This is a genomic window from Paenibacillus sp. CAU 1782 (assembly GCF_054551715.1).
This window is the reverse complement of sequence record NZ_JBTOLL010000006.1, coordinates 200,053-219,784: the sequence shown is the minus strand read 5'-3', so window position 1 is coordinate 219,784 and position 19,732 is coordinate 200,053. Positions and strand designations below refer to the sequence as shown.

General features: G+C 48.5%; 14 protein-coding genes. 10 read left to right on the top strand and 4 right to left on the bottom strand.

The features are described from left to right. Positions 1–313 precede the first annotated feature (313 nt). Positions 314–1,858, top strand: coding sequence for a YncE family protein (locus ACX93W_RS15725; RefSeq protein ID WP_459393325.1), 1,545 nt, complete (start codon positions 314–316; stop codon positions 1,856–1,858). Positions 1,859–1,929: 71 nt separating this feature from the next. Here the strand turns inward: ACX93W_RS15725 and ACX93W_RS15720 are convergent, their stop codons facing one another. Continuing rightward, a complete protein-coding gene (locus ACX93W_RS15720) occupies positions 1,930–2,076 on the bottom strand; it encodes a hypothetical protein (RefSeq protein ID WP_459393324.1) in 147 nt (48 codons plus the stop codon). A 204-nt stretch (positions 2,077–2,280) separates the two neighbouring features. Next, positions 2,281–3,084, bottom strand: a complete 804-nt coding sequence (locus tag ACX93W_RS15715; RefSeq protein ID WP_459393323.1) for an AAC(3) family N-acetyltransferase — start codon at positions 3,082–3,084, stop codon at positions 2,281–2,283. A gap of 284 nt (positions 3,085–3,368) precedes the next feature. On the opposite strand from ACX93W_RS15715, the gene ACX93W_RS15710 reads away from it, so the two are divergent. The 8 genes from ACX93W_RS15710 to ACX93W_RS15675 all read left to right on the top strand — a co-directional run bounded on the left by ACX93W_RS15710 (position 3,369) and on the right by ACX93W_RS15675 (position 15,064). Continuing rightward, positions 3,369–4,181, top strand: a complete 813-nt coding sequence (locus ACX93W_RS15710; RefSeq protein ID WP_459393322.1) for an alpha/beta fold hydrolase — start codon at positions 3,369–3,371, stop codon at positions 4,179–4,181. Positions 4,182–4,481: 300 nt separating this feature from the next. After that, positions 4,482–6,227 (top strand): sensor histidine kinase, encoded by a 1,746-nt coding sequence (locus tag ACX93W_RS15705; protein WP_459393321.1) that lies wholly within the window; start codon positions 4,482–4,484, stop codon positions 6,225–6,227. After that, on the top strand, positions 6,220–7,644 hold the full coding sequence (locus tag ACX93W_RS15700) for a response regulator transcription factor (RefSeq protein ID WP_459393320.1): 1,425 nt from the start codon (positions 6,220–6,222) through the stop codon (positions 7,642–7,644). The genes ACX93W_RS15705 and ACX93W_RS15700 overlap by 8 nt, the downstream gene beginning before the upstream one ends. A gap of 139 nt (positions 7,645–7,783) precedes the next feature. Beyond that, positions 7,784–9,475: an extracellular solute-binding protein gene (locus tag ACX93W_RS15695; protein WP_459393319.1), complete on the top strand. Its 1,692-nt coding sequence runs from the start codon at positions 7,784–7,786 to the stop codon at positions 9,473–9,475. 87 nt (positions 9,476–9,562) lie between these two features. Next, on the top strand, positions 9,563–10,474 hold the full coding sequence (locus ACX93W_RS15690) for an ABC transporter permease (protein ID WP_459393318.1): 912 nt from the start codon (positions 9,563–9,565) through the stop codon (positions 10,472–10,474). Positions 10,475–10,526: 52 nt separating this feature from the next. Next, positions 10,527–11,414, top strand: coding sequence for a carbohydrate ABC transporter permease (locus tag ACX93W_RS15685; protein WP_459393317.1), 888 nt, complete (start codon positions 10,527–10,529; stop codon positions 11,412–11,414). A 172-nt stretch (positions 11,415–11,586) separates the two neighbouring features. Continuing rightward, a complete protein-coding gene (locus tag ACX93W_RS15680) occupies positions 11,587–13,341 on the top strand; it encodes an extracellular solute-binding protein (protein WP_459393316.1) in 1,755 nt (584 codons plus the stop codon). 124 nt (positions 13,342–13,465) lie between these two features. Then, positions 13,466–15,064, top strand: a complete 1,599-nt coding sequence (locus ACX93W_RS15675; RefSeq protein ID WP_459393315.1) for a family 43 glycosylhydrolase — start codon at positions 13,466–13,468, stop codon at positions 15,062–15,064. A 1,432-nt stretch (positions 15,065–16,496) separates the two neighbouring features. Here ACX93W_RS15675 and ACX93W_RS15670 read toward each other — a convergent pair. Together ACX93W_RS15670 and ACX93W_RS15665 are read right to left on the bottom strand one after the other, a co-directional pair. After that, a complete protein-coding gene (locus tag ACX93W_RS15670) occupies positions 16,497–17,261 on the bottom strand; it encodes an ABC transporter ATP-binding protein (RefSeq protein WP_459393314.1) in 765 nt (254 codons plus the stop codon). Between the two features lie 2 nt (positions 17,262–17,263). After that, positions 17,264–18,367, bottom strand: a complete 1,104-nt coding sequence (locus ACX93W_RS15665) for a FecCD family ABC transporter permease (protein ID WP_459393313.1) — start codon at positions 18,365–18,367, stop codon at positions 17,264–17,266. Positions 18,368–18,552: 185 nt separating this feature from the next. On the opposite strand from ACX93W_RS15665, the gene ACX93W_RS15660 reads away from it, so the two are divergent. Continuing rightward, the gene (locus ACX93W_RS15660) at positions 18,553–19,635 is read left to right on the top strand and encodes an ABC transporter substrate-binding protein (protein WP_459393312.1); all 1,083 of its coding nucleotides are present in this window, start codon (positions 18,553–18,555) and stop codon (positions 19,633–19,635) included. Positions 19,636–19,732: the final 97 nt, after the last annotated feature.

Below are 19,732 nucleotides of genomic sequence, written 5' to 3'. Positions count from 1 at the left end.
AGTCAGTGTAGAATGACTGTTGGATGTCCCCGTTTGTGATGAGTGTTAGAAATAGGAACAAAAAATCGTCTTTTCCTGAAGAATGAATAAGTAGTCTAATATGAACGTAGTTTCGGGAAGTCTCCGTAAGGAGGCTCTCTTGCTGTTTCCATCGAATCCAAATTCTCTCTCTCCAGCGATTTTTCTCTTTTGAGAGAGAATGATTGCAACAATTTATATCTGAATTTACCTATGGTAAGATTAGAAGATTATGGAGGAGTGAAGCTTAAGGCACCTCACTGCTTAACGAAACATACATCAGGAGGAAATAAACATGAAACAATGGATGCATATGAGCCGCTCAAAGGGAAAGCTGTCAATTCCATTACTACAAACCATTGTGGCGATCGTACTTCTCGTTACCTCGTTTTTTACAGTGCCCCAATTAACCTTAGCAGCCGCACAAAGTAAAGATATCGCAATGGGGAGTACGCCTTATTATGTTGCAATAAATCCGATTGCAAACAAAATTTATGTGGTCAATTATGAATTTGTTGATGGCTTGAATATAAGCAGCGTGACCATCATTGATGGCGCCAGCAACAAAACAAAGAAGGTGGAAGTGGGAGAAAGTCCTGGTTATATTGCGGTCAATCCGGTCACGAATAAAATCTACGTACTCGACAGTTCAAATAATAGTGTGACGGTTATTGACGGCGTCAGCAATGAAACAACGAAAGTACCGGTTGGAGAGCATCCGATTACCATTGCAATAAATCCGGTTTCGAACAAAATCTATGTTGTTAATTCAGGCGTCCACAATTCAGAGCTTAACAAGTATGTGGAGGGCACGGGCAGTATCACCGTTATAGACGGAGCTAGCAACAAAACAACGACGATCGCGGCAGCGACCGGAGTAGGAGCTCCTAGTCACATTGCAGTGAATCCGGTCACGAACAAGATTTATGTCACCAATGGGGGGAGAGTCAACGTCGACGGCAGCTTTGACGATGAAGGCAGCGTGAGTGTCATTGATGGGGCAAGCAATAAGACAAAGGCGACGGTGAAAGTTGGAGCTGGTCCGAGGGCTCTTGCCGTTAATCAAGCAACGAACAAGATTTATGTCGCCAATATGCTCAGTGATAATGTAAGTGTTATGGATGGTGCGACCAATAAGGTCATAGCGACAGTGAAGGCGGGGTCTTCTCCAGAAGACGTTGCGGTGAACCCGGTTACGAACAAAATTTATGTGATCAACAATTATGGAAACAATGTGACCGTTATTGATGGGGTTAACCATAAAACGACGACGGTAAAGGCGGGACATAGACCTGTCGACGTTGCGGTGAATCCCGTCACGAACAAGATTTTTGTCGTTAGTCGCGGAGATTATAAAGACAATCTGGGTAAGGTCAACATAACAGTCATTGATGGCTCGACAAATAAAACATCAACGGTAGCGACGGGCAAATACCCGGATGAAGTTGCAATTAACCCGATTACAAACAAAATCTATGTAATCAATTCGCAAAGCAAGAACGTGACAGCTATTAACGATGCAGGGCGAACCGCAAACCCATTAAAGCTCGCGATAACTTCAAAAGCCGGAAAAGAGGGGGCGGATACGACGTTTTCGTTCCGTATAACCAATACGTATTCGCAAAACGCTCCTCTCGTTCAAGGCGTATACTACCAGATCGATCGCACGGACGGTCCATGGAAAAGCGCCAAGAAATCCGGTAAGGATTGGACTGCGACGGTGGGTTCATTAAAAGGCGGCAAGCATACGATCTATGTCTGGGCACTGGATGCGCAAGAAAACGGTATTCCTTCGGGTGAGATTGCCGGCTATTCATTCAGCACTCCTGCTACCAAATAAAGCCCGATAGTTAGCGAAGGGAATAACAGCGACAGTCTACGTTTGATTCTTAGGCTGTCGCTGTGTTTCGTCTATCCAGTGGAAGGGCTGTTTGGTACATGGCCTTTTTGATTGATGTTTTCATTTGTAGATGCGGCTACATTGTTTTCGGCTTCTCTGGATTGTTTGGCAAAGGACTGATTTTTGGCTTGCATCGATTTATTCTTATTGTGAGCCATTCTATCCCCTCCTTCAAGTTGAATTGCCTTAATGAATGAGGCATTATAGGTTGCCCAAATAGGACTAAAATTAATGGAAAAGGCAAGTTCCAACTAGTTGTGAAAGAATCAAGAAATGTTCAATCGCTGACGAACCTTGCTTGGATTTACTCTCACGAGGAGTTCCCCTTGATTTAAGCTAGGATATTGAAGGCGCCATTGCTTCTATACCCGATTGCGCTCCATCCATTTCGTGGCCCAATCCACCAATGGTCGTTGTTCCAGAAAACGGACATCGGCGTTTCCGATTTTATGAATTTTTACGTTTTTTTCGTTATCATAGTCTTGCCCTAATTGGGTAAAATCTTCATCGTTTACAGCTTGGGTCGTGTAAGTCACCCATTCGCGCTTGCCATCTATCAGCATAGCGCTGCTTTCCTTGGCCATCTCCTTGCCGGGGAAGTTCGCCTTCGTTTCCGCCAAGTGCAGCGACGTGTTTTTATCGTACCCGACGCCAACCAGCAGCACGTAACCGTTGAGCCGGTACAGCTTATCCAACGGAGAGCCTTCTCCAAAAATGTTGCTTAAATCATGATGCTCCGTTAGATATGACGCATGCTTTCCTACCGCCGCGATTGAACGCGCAGGATGGTTGGACCTTTTGGCACCAGGCCACTTGCGAAACATTTCCGCTACGATGCCCATGCCGATTGCCGGAGTGACATCCTTATCATATGCGGGCCAGTGCGCTCTAAGGATGGGCCACCACTCAACGGGCTCTTCCCAGTGTACGCCTGTAGAGGGGTCGAGATTTTTCCACGTTTGGGAAGGCATGATCAAAGTGCCTTCGGCTCCGACGATTTCAAGCAGAGAGCGAATAAACGTCTCGGCTCCGCCGACGACAAAACCAAGTTTGCTTAACGAAGTATGAACCATGATGGTTTGCCCTTCCATAAGTCCGCATCCCCTGAACTGAGCCACGAGCTCTTCTTTGGTGAGGATGGCTCGCGTTTCCTTCGAAATCATCATCGGAATCTCCACCTTGTCTTTTTAATAAAAACAAAAAAACAACCCGGCTACAAGTAGCGGGGTTGTCTCTAGCTTGGCTAGCGAAGCAGTGCCCTGAAATTTCATTGCTGACAATAGTCTACCAGTCTTCCTTTTATGGGGCAATAGCTTGTAACAGGATCTTTATACCCTTCTTGGGCCGGACATAACGTGTGAGAAGGGGTTTGGCAAGCATTAAGATATGCGAGCCAATAAAAAACCAAATGAGTCCCGTGCAGACTTGGGCAGAAAGGAACCGTACTTGTATGAATATGGATAAAACCTATAATCAATCGGAGCTTTACTGGAGGCAATACCAGAGGTTTTTTCCTGAAGAAATGCAGCTCGATGAAAACCATTTACCGCTAGAGGAATGGATGACTTGGAACAATATACATATTCACCTGGATCGCATGCTTGTTCCTCATGCAAAGTTAAAAGTTATTTTTATTCATGGTGCGGGCGGCAACGGCAGATTGTTGGCTCCTTACGCACGAATGCTGCAACAATACGGGTATGAAGTCGTGTCGCCGGATTTGCCGCCGTATGGTTTAAGCTATTCAGATTCGGTGAAGCTATTCGATTATCAGCTGTGGATTGATATCCTGCATGAATTGATCGGCCGTGAGTTGAAGAAGGACGGCAAACCAATTATCTTATTGGGCAGCAGTATAGGCGGTATGTTGGCTTATCATGCTGCGGTACAAAGCAAGGTAGTTAAAGGGTTAATTGCAACAACATTTGTGGATACGAGTGATTACAAGGTTCGTGATCAGCTGGCGCCAAACAAACTGATTAGCCGCTTAGGGAAGTTTTTTATGGATAAATTCCCGTATGCATTAGATCCTTTGCACATCTCAGTTAAGCATGTTTCCCGGATGAATTTAATAACGAACAACGTCGATTTGACCAAGCTCATTATGAACGATCCTCGTGCCGCAGGCACAAAAGTTCCCCTACGCTTATTAAGAACATTCTTAAATTCGAAACCGGTACAAAAACCAGAGGACTTTAATCGTTGTCCGATATTGCTCGTCCATCCTGGAGTCGATCCGATGACGCCGGTCATTTTCCAATAGAGCAACCGGGTCTGCCGCAGATGAATGCCGCCGTGCTTTCTTTTTTGAGAGCTATAGAGAAAGAGAGTGAATGATACTGCCAAGACATGAGGTAATAACGTAAAGGCCCATCATTATTGGGGCCTTATTTTTTCATATAGCCCAATACTCAACCCGCCAGAGAGCAGTCGCAGCGGCTTTACAATCGCTTTTTGCTATGAGTTGGGCCGTAAAATTTAACCAGCATGTTTGCCTTTTTGCGCAAGGCTGGGGTACTATGCATCTATATAACGATCGAACATGCAGAGGGAGCGCGCGGGAATGAAAGCTATCCGGTTTGTTATGAATTACCTCCAGCAAGCTACGTTTAAGAAAAGAATCATGTTTATTTTTTCGGCGGGTACGCTGATTCCGTTTATATGCGTTTTTGTGCTTTCGTATCATACGATGTCCTCGATTCTGGCCAACAATTTGGAGAGCAGCGTCAAAAGCAATCTGAAGCTGGTGGAAGCGTCGCTCGAAGGGACGATCAGCAGCCTGAATCACGTTTCGCAGCAGCTTGCTTTTCAAGGCAGCATCGGTAAAAAGGTGGATTTGCTGCTTTCCTCGGACGTGCAGTTTGAACGGGCGATACTGACGGAGGAAATTAATACGGAGCTTAATCTGATCTCTTATACAAACCCCACAATCGGACTGGTTATGTACGTTTCCAAAAGCGAAGGCTCCTACATGTTTAATAATACGATTGTCAAAGAGGATTATGATATTACCGGGCTGCCTCTGCTTGCCGAATATTTCCGCATCTCCTATTTTGGCCCCCATATCAGCAATGAACGCTACAACGATGAATTTGTTATATCCGCGCTTCGGAAGATGGATTTGCCGGGCAATGAGGACGATATTTACGTCTATGTGGAATCCGTGCTCAAAACGACGCAAACGCTGCTGGATAACGAAATTAATGAATACGCTTCCCATTTGATCCTGGACAATGACGGCAGAATCGCATATAGCGAGGTGTCCCAGGAATTTCCCGTTAACTCGTATTTTAACACCGGAGCCTCGGAAGAGTCGGGCATGACGAACGGCTACTATTGGTTCAAAAGCACGAGCAATCAGGGCTGGAGCATCGTGTCTCTCATTCCGGGCAACGAATACAACAACGAAAAAAACCTGTGGGTCATTCAAATGACCTACCTCGCCGTTTTGTTTATTGCGGTCAGCTTGATTATCGCCTGGCTGTTATGGAAAATGGTTTATATTCCGCTGCAGCAATTTAATCTGGAAATCAAATCGATGACCCAGAAAAATACGGTGCCGCCGGAAAATCCGCCAACCAAAATACCGGAATTCGACTTCCTGCTCAAGCAGCTGCACAATATGAAAAACCAAATTTCCGAGCTGATCCAGGAGGTAGAGATCAAGGAGAAGCGGAAAGCCGACCTGGAGGTCGAAAAGCTGCTGTACCAGATCAATCCCCATTTTCTGATGAACACGCTGGATACGGCCCATTGGCTTGCCGCCATGAACGGCCAGAAGGAACTGGACAAGCTGATCTTGTCGCTGAACAAGCTTTTGTATTACAATCTGGGCAAAAGAGGGCAGGATTCCAGTATCCGCGAGGAAATCGACTCCATCAAGCAATATTTGACTCTGCAGCAAATTCGGTACGATTTTGCATTTGATGTCCGCATTCATGTAGACGACAAGGTGCTGGACAATCCGATTCCGCGGTTCGTGCTGCAGCCGCTGCTTGAAAACGCGCTGTATCATGGACTGGACGACGAAGGACATATTCAGGTTCAAGTTGAGCACGACGAGGGCTGGATTATTATTTCCGTTCACGATAACGGCGCCGGCATTTCCGATGAAGAAATGGATTATTTGCTCAATCAGAAGCAGGTGGAGCAGCAGCGGGCCGGTATGGGCATTGGACTGAACTACGTAAAACGCATGATCGAAAATCAATATGGCAATCAAGCAAGCCTTGAGATCACGAGCCAATTGGGCCAAGGGACAAGCATCTATTTGAAAATTCCGAGCAGGGTGGTGCCGCAGCATGATTAAAGTGTTGATCGTTGATGATGACAACCTTGTAAGGAGAGGCCTCATTTCGATTTTGCCTTGGGAGAACTACAGCATGGAGGTTGTGGGAGAGGCCAAAAACGGCGAAAAGGCGCTTGAGTTTCTGGCCAAACATGAAGTGGATTTGCTGCTTACCGATTTGGCGATGCCGATTATGTCGGGAATGGAATTGATGCGTATCGTGCGGAAGGAATATCCCCACATCTTTGTTGTTGTGCTTACGCTGCATCAGGATTTTGAATATATTCAGGAATGCTTGCGACTGGGAGCTATTGATTACATTGCAAAAGTCGAGATGGAGCAGGAGAATTTCGGCGAGGTCATCGGGCGCGTAAAGGCGAGAATTCTGGAGGAGCAGTTTAAACATGGGTCCCGTCATGCTTTTGATGAGGTCAAGGCGGCAAGCCATTCCCGCGGTTATGCGATGTGCCGGGTTCATCGAACAGACGGCGGCGGGACGGTGGCGGTCAAGGAGTGGCTGCCCCATCTCCCCCATGTAGAGCTGGATTCCGATCTGGCTTTATGGCTGCCCAAGCACGCAGAGGAGGAACAAACGGTCGAAAGCGGGCTGCTTCGCATAGCTAACGAACAACGACATTGGGTCCTGCTTAGAATCGACGGATTGGATGGCAGCAATCTTCGCGAAATTCGCCATTCGCTTCAAACGTACCGGGAAACAAGCCTGTTTTATCAGCTGCGCCCTGACCGGGCGGTGTACGACGTTTCCATCGGCCAGTCCATGGAAGTCCCTTCCCCAAGCGAAACCGAGCTTTCCGAATTGAAAAAAAGCGGAACGGACCTGGGCTTCATTCATGCGGCAACGGAGTTTGAAGCGTTTCTGGAGCAGGTGAAGGAGCTGCAATTGCCAAAAGCAAAGCTGATGTCCTTCCTGAACGCCATCTTAATGGATTGGAACCGCGTGTATTATTCGCTGGCAGAGAAGCAGATCGACATGCCGGAATCGTTCCATGCGTGGTTTGAAGTAAAAGAATGGCTTTCAGGCGTGCGAGAAATACTAAACGGAGTCTTTGGAAAGCCGCTTTATTCGGACGAGGTGCGGGATTGCATTGCCAAAGCGGTTCGGGTTATGCACGACGAACTGGCGAGTCCGGTCCACGCATCGGAGATGGCCAAGCGCGTAAATATGAGCCGCAGCTACTTCAGCCAATGCTTTAAAGACATGGTTGGCGTGACGTTTAACGATTATTTGCGGGGCATTCGGATCGACAAAGCCAAGGAGTATCTGAGGTTTACGCAAAAAACGATTCAGTGGATTACCGAAAATACGGGGTATGCCGACCAGAAGTATTTTAGCCGCGTGTTTTATGAAAAAACGGGCATGCTGCCAAGCGAATACCGCCAGTCCGTGCAGGCCGGAAAACAAATGTCCGATGATTAGGGGGATATTTGTCCGATCAACCGGAACGATTCCCCCCATATCTCTACCCCAATTGACAACCGCTTTCAAACTCGAAGGCGGTTGTCATCATGCTATACTCCAAGTACTAATTCTAAATTAGTGAAAGAAGGCAGGTCACATGGACACAAAACGATGGATGTTGCTGTTGATGATCGCCATGCTGCTGTTTGTAAGTGCTTGCAGCGCCTCGAATAAACGAAATCAGGAGACGGTAGACCGGATCTCCGAGGAGCCTGGCCCGCTTGGCAAATATGATGCTCCCGTAGTTGTGAGAATCGGAACCATTGTAGAATCGTCGAAGTCGTTATTGCCAGGAGAAACGCTGCTCGACAATCAATATACCCGGGATATCAAGGAAAAGCTGAATATTGTTGTAGATTACGCCTTCAAAGCTTCCACCCCCAATTATCAGCAAAAGGTGAATCTGGCTATCGCAAGCAATGATTTGCCGGATGCCATGGTGGTTGGTCTGGTGGAGCTGAATGAAATGCATGAAGCGGGTCAATTGGCGGATATGACGGATGCGTTTCACGATTATGCCTCCCCCGTAATCAAGCGGATTATCGAAGGAACAAACGGGGAAGCGTTGAATAGCGTCACGTTTGACGGCAAAATCATGGCGATTCCGAATGTCCAGCTCAGAGCCGACGGCATCCACTTGTTGTGGATTCGCAAGGACTGGCTGGAGAAGCTGAATCTGGAGCCTCCCCAAACGGTCGAAGAGCTGGAAGCTGTCGCCCGCGCTTTTGTGGAGAAGGACCCCGGCGGCAACGGTAAAGGAAAAACGATTGGTCTTGCCGGACCGGGAGCGGGAGGAAAGCTGTATGCCAACTTCCTGAAATCCACCAACGTGTTATACGGCTTCGACGGCATATTCTCCGCCTATAACTCATATCCGGGCTATTGGCTGGAGGTTGACGGGGAGGTTCGATATGGGTCGACTTTGCCGGAAACCAAGGAAGCGCTCGGCAAGCTGCGAGAGCTTTATACGGAAGGATTGATCGATCAGGACATGAGTATTCGCAAGGACCCGGACGATCCTCTTATTGGAGGACAAACCGGCATGTTGTTTGCCCCATGGTGGGCGCCATACGGACCGATCGATGCGGCAATCAAGGAAAATCCGGAGGCCAACTGGCAAGCTTACGCTCTGCCGCTTGACCGGAACGGCGAATACAGCCCCCATATGAGTACGTCGTCCAATCAATTCGTCGTCGTGCGCAAGGGGTACGAGTATCCTGAAGCGATTATCAAAATGATAAACAATCTGGCGCAGGGAGAAAGCGACGGCAGATTTACGACGGAGAGAGGGCCAACGGAATATCCGCTGAGGTTAACCTTTGCCCCCGCCGACGAAACCGAATTTGAAGTGAAGGCTTTAAGAGAGATATTGGCGCAACGCAAAACGGCAGACGATTTCCTGAATAAACCTGAATACAAAATGCTTTATTCCGACGCTCGCAACATTAACCGCGTAAAACTGGAGCCTCACGATCAATACGATATCCAGTATTGGGACATGGACAGCGACAGGGCCATGTGGATCAGGGCTTACGCCTTGATGGTAGGAGGTTCGCCCTTGGTCGACAATGAAATCAACGGGGTGTTCAGCCTAACCTACGCCCAGACAAAAACGATGGAAAGCAGATGGTTCGCGCTTCAGAAGCTGGAGGACGAAGCATTTCTGAAAATCATTATGGGGGCGGCTCCGCTGGACTCCTTCGACACCTTTGTCGAGGAGTGGATGAAGCTGGGCGGGGATCAAATTTTGGAGGAAGTAGCTCAATTAAAAGATCAGAAGATGGATTAGGAGCGGAATAATGGGTGCGCGAATTATCGTGGTTTACCCTTCTATTCATAGAGCATAGCTGCAACGCAGATCATGAGGGGGAGAAAAATGAGTATAAAAAATAAAGACAAGTATTATTTGTTTTTGATGGCATTGCCGTTTTTGGGGCTAGCCTTTCTGTTTTCCTATTTGCCGCTGTACGGATGGCTTTACGCCTTTTTTGATTACCGGCCCGGCATCCCCCTTTCGAAATCCGAGTTTCTGGGATTTGAATGGTTTACGTCGATGGTGTCCAACGAAATACAGCGGCAAGAGGTTTTGCGGGTATTGCGAAATACCTTCGCTATAAGTTCACTGAATATTGCGACATCTATTCTGCCCGTTATCTTTGCCGTATTCCTGAGCGAGCTGAGAAACGCCCGTTTCAAAAAGCTCGTGCAAACGTTAACAACGCTGCCTAACTTCATCAGTTGGGTGCTGGTGTATTCCTTTGCCTTCATGCTGTTTTCCGTCAACAACGGATTCCTTAACAACTTCCTGATGGATTTGGGGTGGATATCCGAGCCGCTAAACATTCTTGCCTCTGACAAAAATACATGGCTGTCGATGACGCTATGGAGCGTTTGGAAAGGTCTTGGATGGGGAGCGATTATGTACATCGCCGCCATTACGGGCATCGATCAAGAAATTTACGAAGCCGCCAGAGTAGACGGAGCAGGACGTTTCCGCTTGATGTGGCATGTCACGGTTCCCGGCATTATGCCAACGTTCTTCGTTTTGCTGCTGCTTGCGATCGGCAACTTCATCAACAACGGCATGGAGCAGTTCTACGTTTTCCAAAATGCGATGAACACGAGCAAGATCGAGGTGCTGGATCTGTATGTGTACAACATCGGCATGACCGACTCCAACTTTGGTTTCGCCACGGCCGTCAGCTTGCTGAAGTCGCTTGTCAGCTTGTTCCTGCTATTCGTTGCCAACACCATGTCAAAAGTGATTCGTGGAGAAAGCATTGTTTAAGTGCGGGTGCCCCCCCTTTAAACAAGAACAAGACAAAGGAGAACGAGCCAATATGCCAGTCAAAGAGAAGTTTTCGCTGTTCCATCTCATCAACTATACCGTCTTTGCCATGATAACGATCATTTGCGTATTTCCGTTTTACTACCTGTTTATCAACACGATTAGCAACAACGACTTGAGCAGCAGAGGGCTTGTCATGTTTTACCCGATGGGCATTCATTGGAGCAACTATGTGGATGTCTTCAAAATTCCGGGTCTTGGCCAAGCGGCGTTTATTTCCGTCGTCCGTACAGTAGCCGGCACCGTATTGACGGTTGCCGCCTCCGCTTTTCTGGGTTATCTGTTTACGAAGAAGATGTGGGGACGGAAGTTCTGGTACCGGTTTTTGGTCATCACAATGTATTTCAACGCAGGTCTGATTCCTTGGTATCTAACCATGCTTAATCTGGGCTTGACCAATAACATCATGGCCTATATTCTGCCCGCCATCGTACAGCCGTTTTTTATCATTTTGGTCAAAACGTTTGTGGAGTCAACGCCGGTTGCGCTGCAGGAATCCGCTCAAATCGACGGCGCCGGCTATTTCAAAATTTTCACGAGCATCGTATTTCCGTTAATTACGCCGATTCTTGCTACGATCGCGATTTTTTCGGCGGTGACGCAATGGAACAGCTTTACGGATACGTTGTTCCTCGTGACGGATCAAAACTTGTTTACACTGCAATTCATTCTGTATCGCTACATGAACGAGGCGACCTCCATTGCCCAGCTCATGAGGCAATCGTCGGGCGCCATGGACTTGAATCTGGCCAACATGGCTACGCCAACGTCGATCCGCACCACCGTCTCCATGGTCGTTGTGCTGCCGATCCTGATGGTGTATCCGTTCTTCCAGCGTTATTTTGTTAAAGGGATCATGATCGGAGCGGTAAAAGGGTAATTCAGGAAAAGGCTGCTAGATGAATGAATGCTGTTAAAGGCCGGAGCAGTTCGAGGTTAATTGAGCTATGAGAGGAGGTGAGGACTGCACCGGTCTTCGACTTACAGGCTTTACGGGTTGATGCAAACCAATGAACCAACAAAGTGCAAATACAGGGGAGGATTTTCTAAACATGAAAAAGAGAGTTTTAAGTTCCTTGCTTCTCGTCCTTATGTGTACCATCCTCGTGTTTACGGCTGCTTGCAGCAATAGCGGCAGCAAAGGCTCCGATTCGCAAGGAAGCGGCGGCACCGATGCCGAAGGCAGACCGGAAATTACCGTCACCGTATTCTCCATGCTGGCTAACTATGCCGGAGAGCAGCCGGGATGGTTTGCGAAATTGCTTAAAGACAAATTCAACATCAAATTAAACATCATCGCTTCCAACCTGGCAGGCGGACAACAAAAAATTGCCACGATGATGGCGTCCGGCGACCTGGGCGATCTGGTCGTGTTTGGCTCGAATGGCGAAGATTATCAAGATGCCATTACAGCTGGATTGCTGCTGGACTGGACAAAGGATGGCATTCTGGAGCAGCACGGCAAAGATATTTTGGCCAGCGCGCCGGAAGCGATTGAAGCGAACAAGCAGCAATTCGGCCGCGGCTCCGCGGTTTACGGCATCGGCTTCGATGTTGGCACCGGCGAAGGTCCTTCCGAAGGCGCAACCATGACATTTGGTCCAAATCTCCGTTGGGATTTGTATCAGAAGCTGGGAAGCCCTGAAGTAAAAACGTTAAACGACTACTTGCCTTTGTTGAAGCAAATGCAGGAATTGGAGCCAAAAAGCGAGTCCGGCCGTCCGACTTACGGCATTTCGCTCTGGTCCGATTGGGACGGTACGTACATGACGCTGGCCAAAGTCGTAGCCCAGTTCTACGGCTACAATGAAGGCGACGGTTTGAACCCGGCCGGGCTGCTGCTGACGCACCAGAACAAGAATGAATACCAAGGCGTGCTTGATGAAGGCGGCCATTATCTGGAAGGCTTGAAGTTCTACTTCGATGCCAATCAAATGGGCTTGCTGGATCCCGATTCATTGACCCAAAAGTTCTCGGACGTCTCCAACAAGTTCCAGGACGGTCAAGTTTTGTTCTCCCATTTCCCTTGGGTTGACAACGTTTACAATACGCCGGAGCGGACCGCTCAAGGCAAGGGCTTGGCGCTTGTACCGTTCTCGGAAGAGAAGATTTCGTCTTATGGACAAAATCCTTATGGCGGCAACCGCGTTTGGGCGATCGGTTCGAAAGCCAAGGATCCAAGCCGTATCATGGAATTCCTGAACTGGCTGTATACGCCGGAAGGCATTATGGAATCCAACTACGGACCTAAAGGCTTGGCGTGGGATATCGACGAAAGCGGCAAGCCGTTCGTAACAGAGTATGGCTGGAAAGCGCTCCCTGCCAATGCGGAGCCTGTGCCTGCTGAATATGGCGGCGGCACGTTTAAAGACGGAACGAACCAGATCAACAATACAACGCTGAAGCTGACGAACATTCACCCGGAAACGGGCGAGCCGTATGACTACAACCTGTGGACGTCGACGCTCAACCATGATCCGGATCCTGTGACACAAAGCTGGAGAGACGCGATGGGCGCTATGACGGCGACGGAATATTTTGTGAAAAACGACATGATCGAGGTTTCGAAGCCGTTCTTTACGACGACGACTCCTGCGACGCCTTCCGCGCAAATGCAGCAAAAAATCAGCGGTATCGGCAAAATCGTCAAGGAATATTCCTGGAAAATGATTTTTGCCAAAACGGAGGACGAATACAACAATCTCAAGAACGAAATGATTTCCAAATCGAAGGGTCTAGGCTATGACGAAGTATTGGCTTACGAAGTAGACCTTGCCGAAAAAACAGTATTCCCTAACCGTAAATAAAGCTCGCGTTCCCGTATCGGCTGCTTTAGCCCGTACGGGAATTTGCGCGTACCAGGCAGGATTGCCACAGGGTAACGCTTAAGAGCTAAATGACAAAATGAGGAAATGAAAAGGAGTTGAAGCTATGCTGGAATCTTGCAAAAAAGGCGATCAGGGGGACGGTACGTATATCAACCCGATCCTGGCCGGAGATTATGCCGATCCCACCCTGGTTAGAGTCGGCAACGACTACTATATGACCCATTCCTGTTTCGAATTTGCGCCGGGATTTTTAATCTGGCATTCAACTGATTTGGTCAATTGGGTGCCCGTCGCTCGGGCGGCGGCCGAATATACGGGAAATGTATGGGCGCCCGATTTAACCTATTACAACGGCCAGTTTTACATCTATGCCCCGATTAACGAAGAAATTATGGTGTTGACGGCCCCGGCCGCCACCGGACCATGGAGCGCTCCCGCTAAAGTTGGTATTAAAGGGATTGACCCTGGGCATGTCGCCGATGAAAACGGCAACCGTTATTTGTTCTATAGCTCCGGCTATGTTGTAGAGCTTACGGAGGATGGGTTTTCCGCAAAAGGAGAACCACGCAAGGCGTACGAAGGATGGCGCTTTCCGGAGGAGTGGGTGGTGGAAGGACGATTTCTGGAATCGCCCAAGCTGACGTATCGGAACGGCTACTACTATTTGACGGTTGCGCAGGGCGGATCGTCGGGTCCCGGAACAAGCCATATGGTTGCCTCCGCAAGATCCAGAAGTCCATGGGGACCTTATGAGGATTCCCCGCATAATCCCATTATCCGAACGGCAAGCCGAAACGAAAGATGGCTTTCGAAAGGGCATGGCTCGATCGTCGACACGCCGGACGGTGAATGGTGGCTGGTCTACCATGCCTTTGAAAAGGGTTATTACACGCTGGGTAGACAGACGCTGTTAGAACCTCTGGAATGGACGGAAGGCGGCTGGTTCCGCGTGCCGGACGGAGTGAAAGCGGATCAAGCCATCGCGAAACCGAAGGGGACGGCCTTGCCTCTAGCCAACCTGAGGTCACAGGGGACTGCGCTGCTTCATGGTATCGTGAAGCCAACGGGAGCGGCACTGCCACGAGCCATAGCGAATCCAACGGGAGCGGTATTGCCGCAAGCCATCGAGAATCCAGCGGGAGCGGCCTTGCCGCAAGCCGAGCATTTTTACACGTTCCAAGCCGAAAGCGGGGAGCTTGGTTACGCATGGAGTTGGTATAAACCGACGGGGGAAATTCATTGCGCATTAGGAGCCGAATCCATTGCCATAACGCCTGACAAAAACAGCTATCCGCTCGTTTTTATGCCGGATGACCATGCTTACGAAGCCCGAATCGAAATTGAGATTTCGGGAAATGCTTCGGGAAGGTTTGTACTCTTTTATAATGAATCGACGTACAGCGGGATTGAGCTTTCAAACGAGGGTATACACGGCATTATCCGCGGCTGGCGGACGCCGGCGAAGCCTTGGGATTCCCGGCGCCTGATTGTGCGCCTTCAGTACAGGGATCACGAAGCGATTTTCTATTGCAGCCATAACGGGACCGACTGGATCAAATTCGAGCATTCGTTCGAGACGTCGGGCTGGCATCATAACGCGTTGGGCGGTTTCCTGGCGTTGCGTTTGGCCCTTTGGGCGCAGGGAGAAGGCGGGGTAACGTACAGTCATTTTGATTATGGTCCTTTGGAGCAAGATAACTAGGACATGCCTGAAAACGAAGGGGCAGACATATAAATGCTAGGGCTACAGCCATGCTGCAAGGCATCGAACGTGTAGAGGTTCGATGTTTTGCGGTGTGGCTGTAGTTATTTTTGAACACAGATGAAATGGGAGTAAGCAGAAGGATGAAAACCAGAATTGATAAAAGCAGAAAGCGAGTATAGGCGTAGGGGAATTGTGTCGCAAGGTGGTATGGCGTAGGTGGAAATGCGGTGCAGGGTAAATGTGGCTAGATGAATCTACTGCAGGGGGAAGTGTGGTGTGTGATAAACTCAGCGTGGGGGTAACGTGTGGTGTGTGGATAAACGAGCACAGGGGGAACTTTTGATGTGCGGATAAACGTAGCGTAGGGGAGTGTTTGGTGTACGAATAAACGTAGCGTAGGGTAACGTTTGGTGTGCGAATAAACGTAGCACAGGGTAACGTTTGGTGTGCGAATAAACGTAGCACAGGGGGAACATGTGGCGTACGGATAAAGGTTGAGCAGGGCTAACGGTCATTTATGGCCGTTAGCCCTGCTTTCCATGGCTTTTGCCTGCTGTAACGGACGTTCATGTCCATTACAGCCAAAAAACAGGGGTAATCTGCCCTTTTTTTCGCTCTAACGGACAAAATTGACCGTTAGAATTGGAAATAGGTGCGTTTTGACTGTCTAGCGGACATAAATGTCCGCTAGAATTTTCACTATCATAGCTCATAGTAACAACCACGGCCACCAGTCAAAGTAACCGTTCATAGTAGCTACCAAGGCTATCAGTCAAAGTAACGGTTCATAGTAACTGCCACGGTCACCAGTCAAAGTAACCGTTCATAGTAGCTACCAAGGCTATCAGTCAAAGTAACGGTTCATAGTAACTGCCACGGCCACCAGTCGAAGTAACGGTCCATATTAGCTACCAAGGCTATCGGTCAAAGTAACGGTCCATAGTAACTGCCACGGCCACCAGTCAAAGTAACCGTTCATAGTAGCTACCAAGGCTATCAGTCAAAGTAACGGTCCATAGTAACTGCCACGGTCACCAGTCGAAGTAACGGTCCATAGTAACTGCCACGGTCACCAGTCGAAGTAACGGTCCATAGTAGCTACTACGCCCACTAGTCTAAGTAACGGTCCATAGTAGCTACTACGCCCACTAGTCTAAGTAACGGTTCATAGTAACTACCAAGGCTACCAGTCGAAGTAACGGTCCATATTAGCTACCAAGGCTATCATTGGAAGTAACGGTCCATAGTAACTGTCACGGCCACCAGTCAAAAAATAGTCCATAGTTACAATTATGGTCAATTACACTCCACTCTACAAGTGCTGCTGGCTTATTGTCGGGGGCTTAATGGAAAAGCCAGCCCCTTTTAATTAGTTAGGTTCAGCCCAGCCCCGTCCCGTTGACCAACCAAAGGGATTCGGTAATAATCTCTAGTTATGAAAATAAGCAATTCCCAAATCATGAGTAACCGGATTGCGGTAAATTTCGCATTCCACCTCGAATACCTCGCGAATAAGCTCCTTGCTTAACACCTCTTCAGGCTTGCCGCTGGCAAATACCTGTCCCTTCTTCATGACGTACAAATAATCGCAATATTTGGCCGCAAGCGTTAAATCGTGCAATGCCGCCAACAATCCGATATTTAGCTGCTTTACGATCTGCAGGATTTGCAGCTGATATTTGATGTCGAGATGATTGGTGGGTTCGTCCAAAATCATAAACTGCGGCTGCTGCGCCAAGGCGCGGGCCAAGATCACGCGTTGCTTTTCGCCGCCGGATAAGGAGTTGTAGCTGCGCTCGGCGTAGCTTTCCAAATTAACCTTCCGCAATGCCTCACGCACAATCTCGTGATCCTTGGAATGATCGGCTTCAAGCAAGCCTTTGTGAGGGGTTCTTCCCATCATGACCATTTCGGCGGCGGTGAAATCAAAGCTCAGTTCATTGAATTGTCCCACAACGCCAAGCTGCTTCGATACAACCTTTGGAGGGGAGCGCAGCACATCAAGCCCGGAGAGAAATACTTCTCCTTGCGTAGGTTTGATGATTTTATAAATGCTCTTAAGCAATGTGGATTTGCCGCAGCCGTTTGGCCCGATCAAGCCGACAAATTGCTTGTTCGTTACTTTTAAAGCGACATCGTGCACGATAGCGTGATTGCCGATCGAGACGGACAAGTCGTTTACCGTAAGCTCCATTGCTATTTACCCCCGAATGAATAACCTTTTTTGACAAGCATGTACATAAACATCGGCGCGCCGATCATCGCCGTAATAATGCCGATGGGCAGCTCCACCGACGGAACGACGGTACGAGCCAGAACATCCGTCCAGACAAGAAAGATGGCGCCAACCAATACGGTGATCGGCAATAACCTGCGGTGGTCGGAGCCCACCATCCCCCGCACGATATGAGGAATGATTAAACCGACAAAACCAATCATCCCGCAGCTTGCAACAATTACGCCCGTGATGAGCGCGGTGGCAAGCAAATAAAATTTTCGGAAGGAGCTTAGGTTTATGCCTAATGTTACGGCAGCCTCGTCACCCACAAGCATAGTATTCAAGATGCGAGTTTGGATAAGGAAAAACAGGATGGCGAGCACCACAATAATGGAAATCAGCGGCAGCTTGTTCCAGGTAGCCGTTGCCAGACTGCCCATCGTCCAAAAGGTAACCGTGCGGATACCCTCGGCGTTATTGGCAAAATAAACGATAAAGTTGGAAAACGCCAAGCATAACGCATTGATGACCATGCCGGACAATACGAGTTTGACGGAGGTCATTTTTCCTCCAAGGCCTGCTAATGCCAAGACGAGCAACGAAGCTCCAAAGGCTCCAACAAAGGCGCCAAATGCCAAGCTGTATTGCGCCAACATGCCGACCGCGCCAAAGCCCACCAAAATCGCAAAGGTGGCGCCAAGCGACGCGCCGGAGGAAATCCCTAGAATGTAGGGATCGGCCAGTGGATTTTGGACAGTGGCCTGCATCACCATGCCGCATAGGGATAGACCTGCTCCAACTAACAACGCAAGAAGCACGCGAGGAAAACGAATGCTCCAAATAATATCCGTATAAGATCCCGATACAACCCCGCTTGGGTCGCCGATGACAAACCCCGTAATTTTATAGAGCAAAATACGATAGGTCTGTCCAAGCGGAATGTCGACTTGTCCCAACGAAACGGAAACCCCTATAGAAAACAGAGCCAGAATCAGCAAAAGGAAAACGAAAGAGTAGAAACCCGCTTTGGAATGAATGAGCGCAGCCAGCTTGGAACCTTGCTGCGAGGATGAAACGTGCATCGGAATGTACCCCTCTATGATTTGAATTTGCGAACTATACTACTGTAAAACATCTGAGAATAATTTTCAATATAATGATACTGATTCTCATTTACAACATTGAACAATTCATGTATACTGATCAATGACGATTTGAGGCAATGGCAAAAAGAACAACTACGAAGGAAAAAAGGGGATGTTTTTACGTGTCAAGATTGGTTAAAAAGGGTACGTTTCTTTGTTTGATCGCTGCGATTGTTTTTGTGCTCGCGGCTTGCTCCAGTACGAATGATGGCAGCAACGCTGCCAACAATAACACGCAGCAGCCTGCGGACAATAGCGCCGCGAATGCGCCAACGGATGAGGAAAATACGGATGAAGCTGCTCAAGGCGCGGCTCAAACGACTTACCCTGTGACCGTTTCAAACTATACAATGGAGAACGGCGCTTGGACTGCAAAGGAACAAACCTTCAACCAGGCCCCCGAAAAAGTGGTTGCTAACACACAAGGCGCTGCCGAGCTATTAATCCGTCTTGGCTTGACTGACAAAATAGTTGGCGTTGCCGCGGTGTATGGTCATGTGCCTGAAGATATTGCAGATGAATTTAGTAAAATCCCCGTTTTGGCCGAAGGATATGTGGGCAAAGAATTAACAATTGGCGCTTCGCCAGAGCTTGTTGTGGGGCGTGGCGATTTGTTCCAGGATGCCGATTGGGGTGTTGGCACAGTAGACAGCCTGAATGAGCTGGGGGTTAAAACGTATGTGCAAGGAACGAGCGTCGCAGGCGCATCGTTAAATAATCTATACCAGGATATTACCGAGCTGGGCGAAATCTTCAACGTTCAGGCTAATGCCGCGGCTTATATTGAGCAACTCAAGACGCGTGAAGCTGCGCTGGCGGCTCGTGCAAGCGCTGAAACGGTCAACTATGCTTCTATTTTTGACAATGGCGACGGCACTGTCGGTATTTATAACGGAAATACCGACACCTTTATTGAAAGCGCAGTGTCATTGATCAACATGCACAATATGCTTATTGATGAAACAGGTACAATCAGTCTGGAGCAGCTTGTCGAGCTTAACCCGGAGGCGTTGGTCATTTCCAAATACGCCGGCGGCATCGATCCGGAACAAACGATTGCAATGCTGCTGGCTAACGAGCAGGTGCAAAGCATTAACGCCATTAAAAACAAAAAAATCTTTGTGATCGACTTCAACAACTTCTGGGGCTACGGCGATTCCATCTTTACGGGCGTTGAAGCGCTCGCCGACGACCTAGGCCTGTAATAACCGGCCCATATCATAAGTTTATGAACCTACATCTCTTGAAATTCACATTGGACGCGCTGCTTATTCGTTTGATGTGATTTCAGGAGGTGTATTT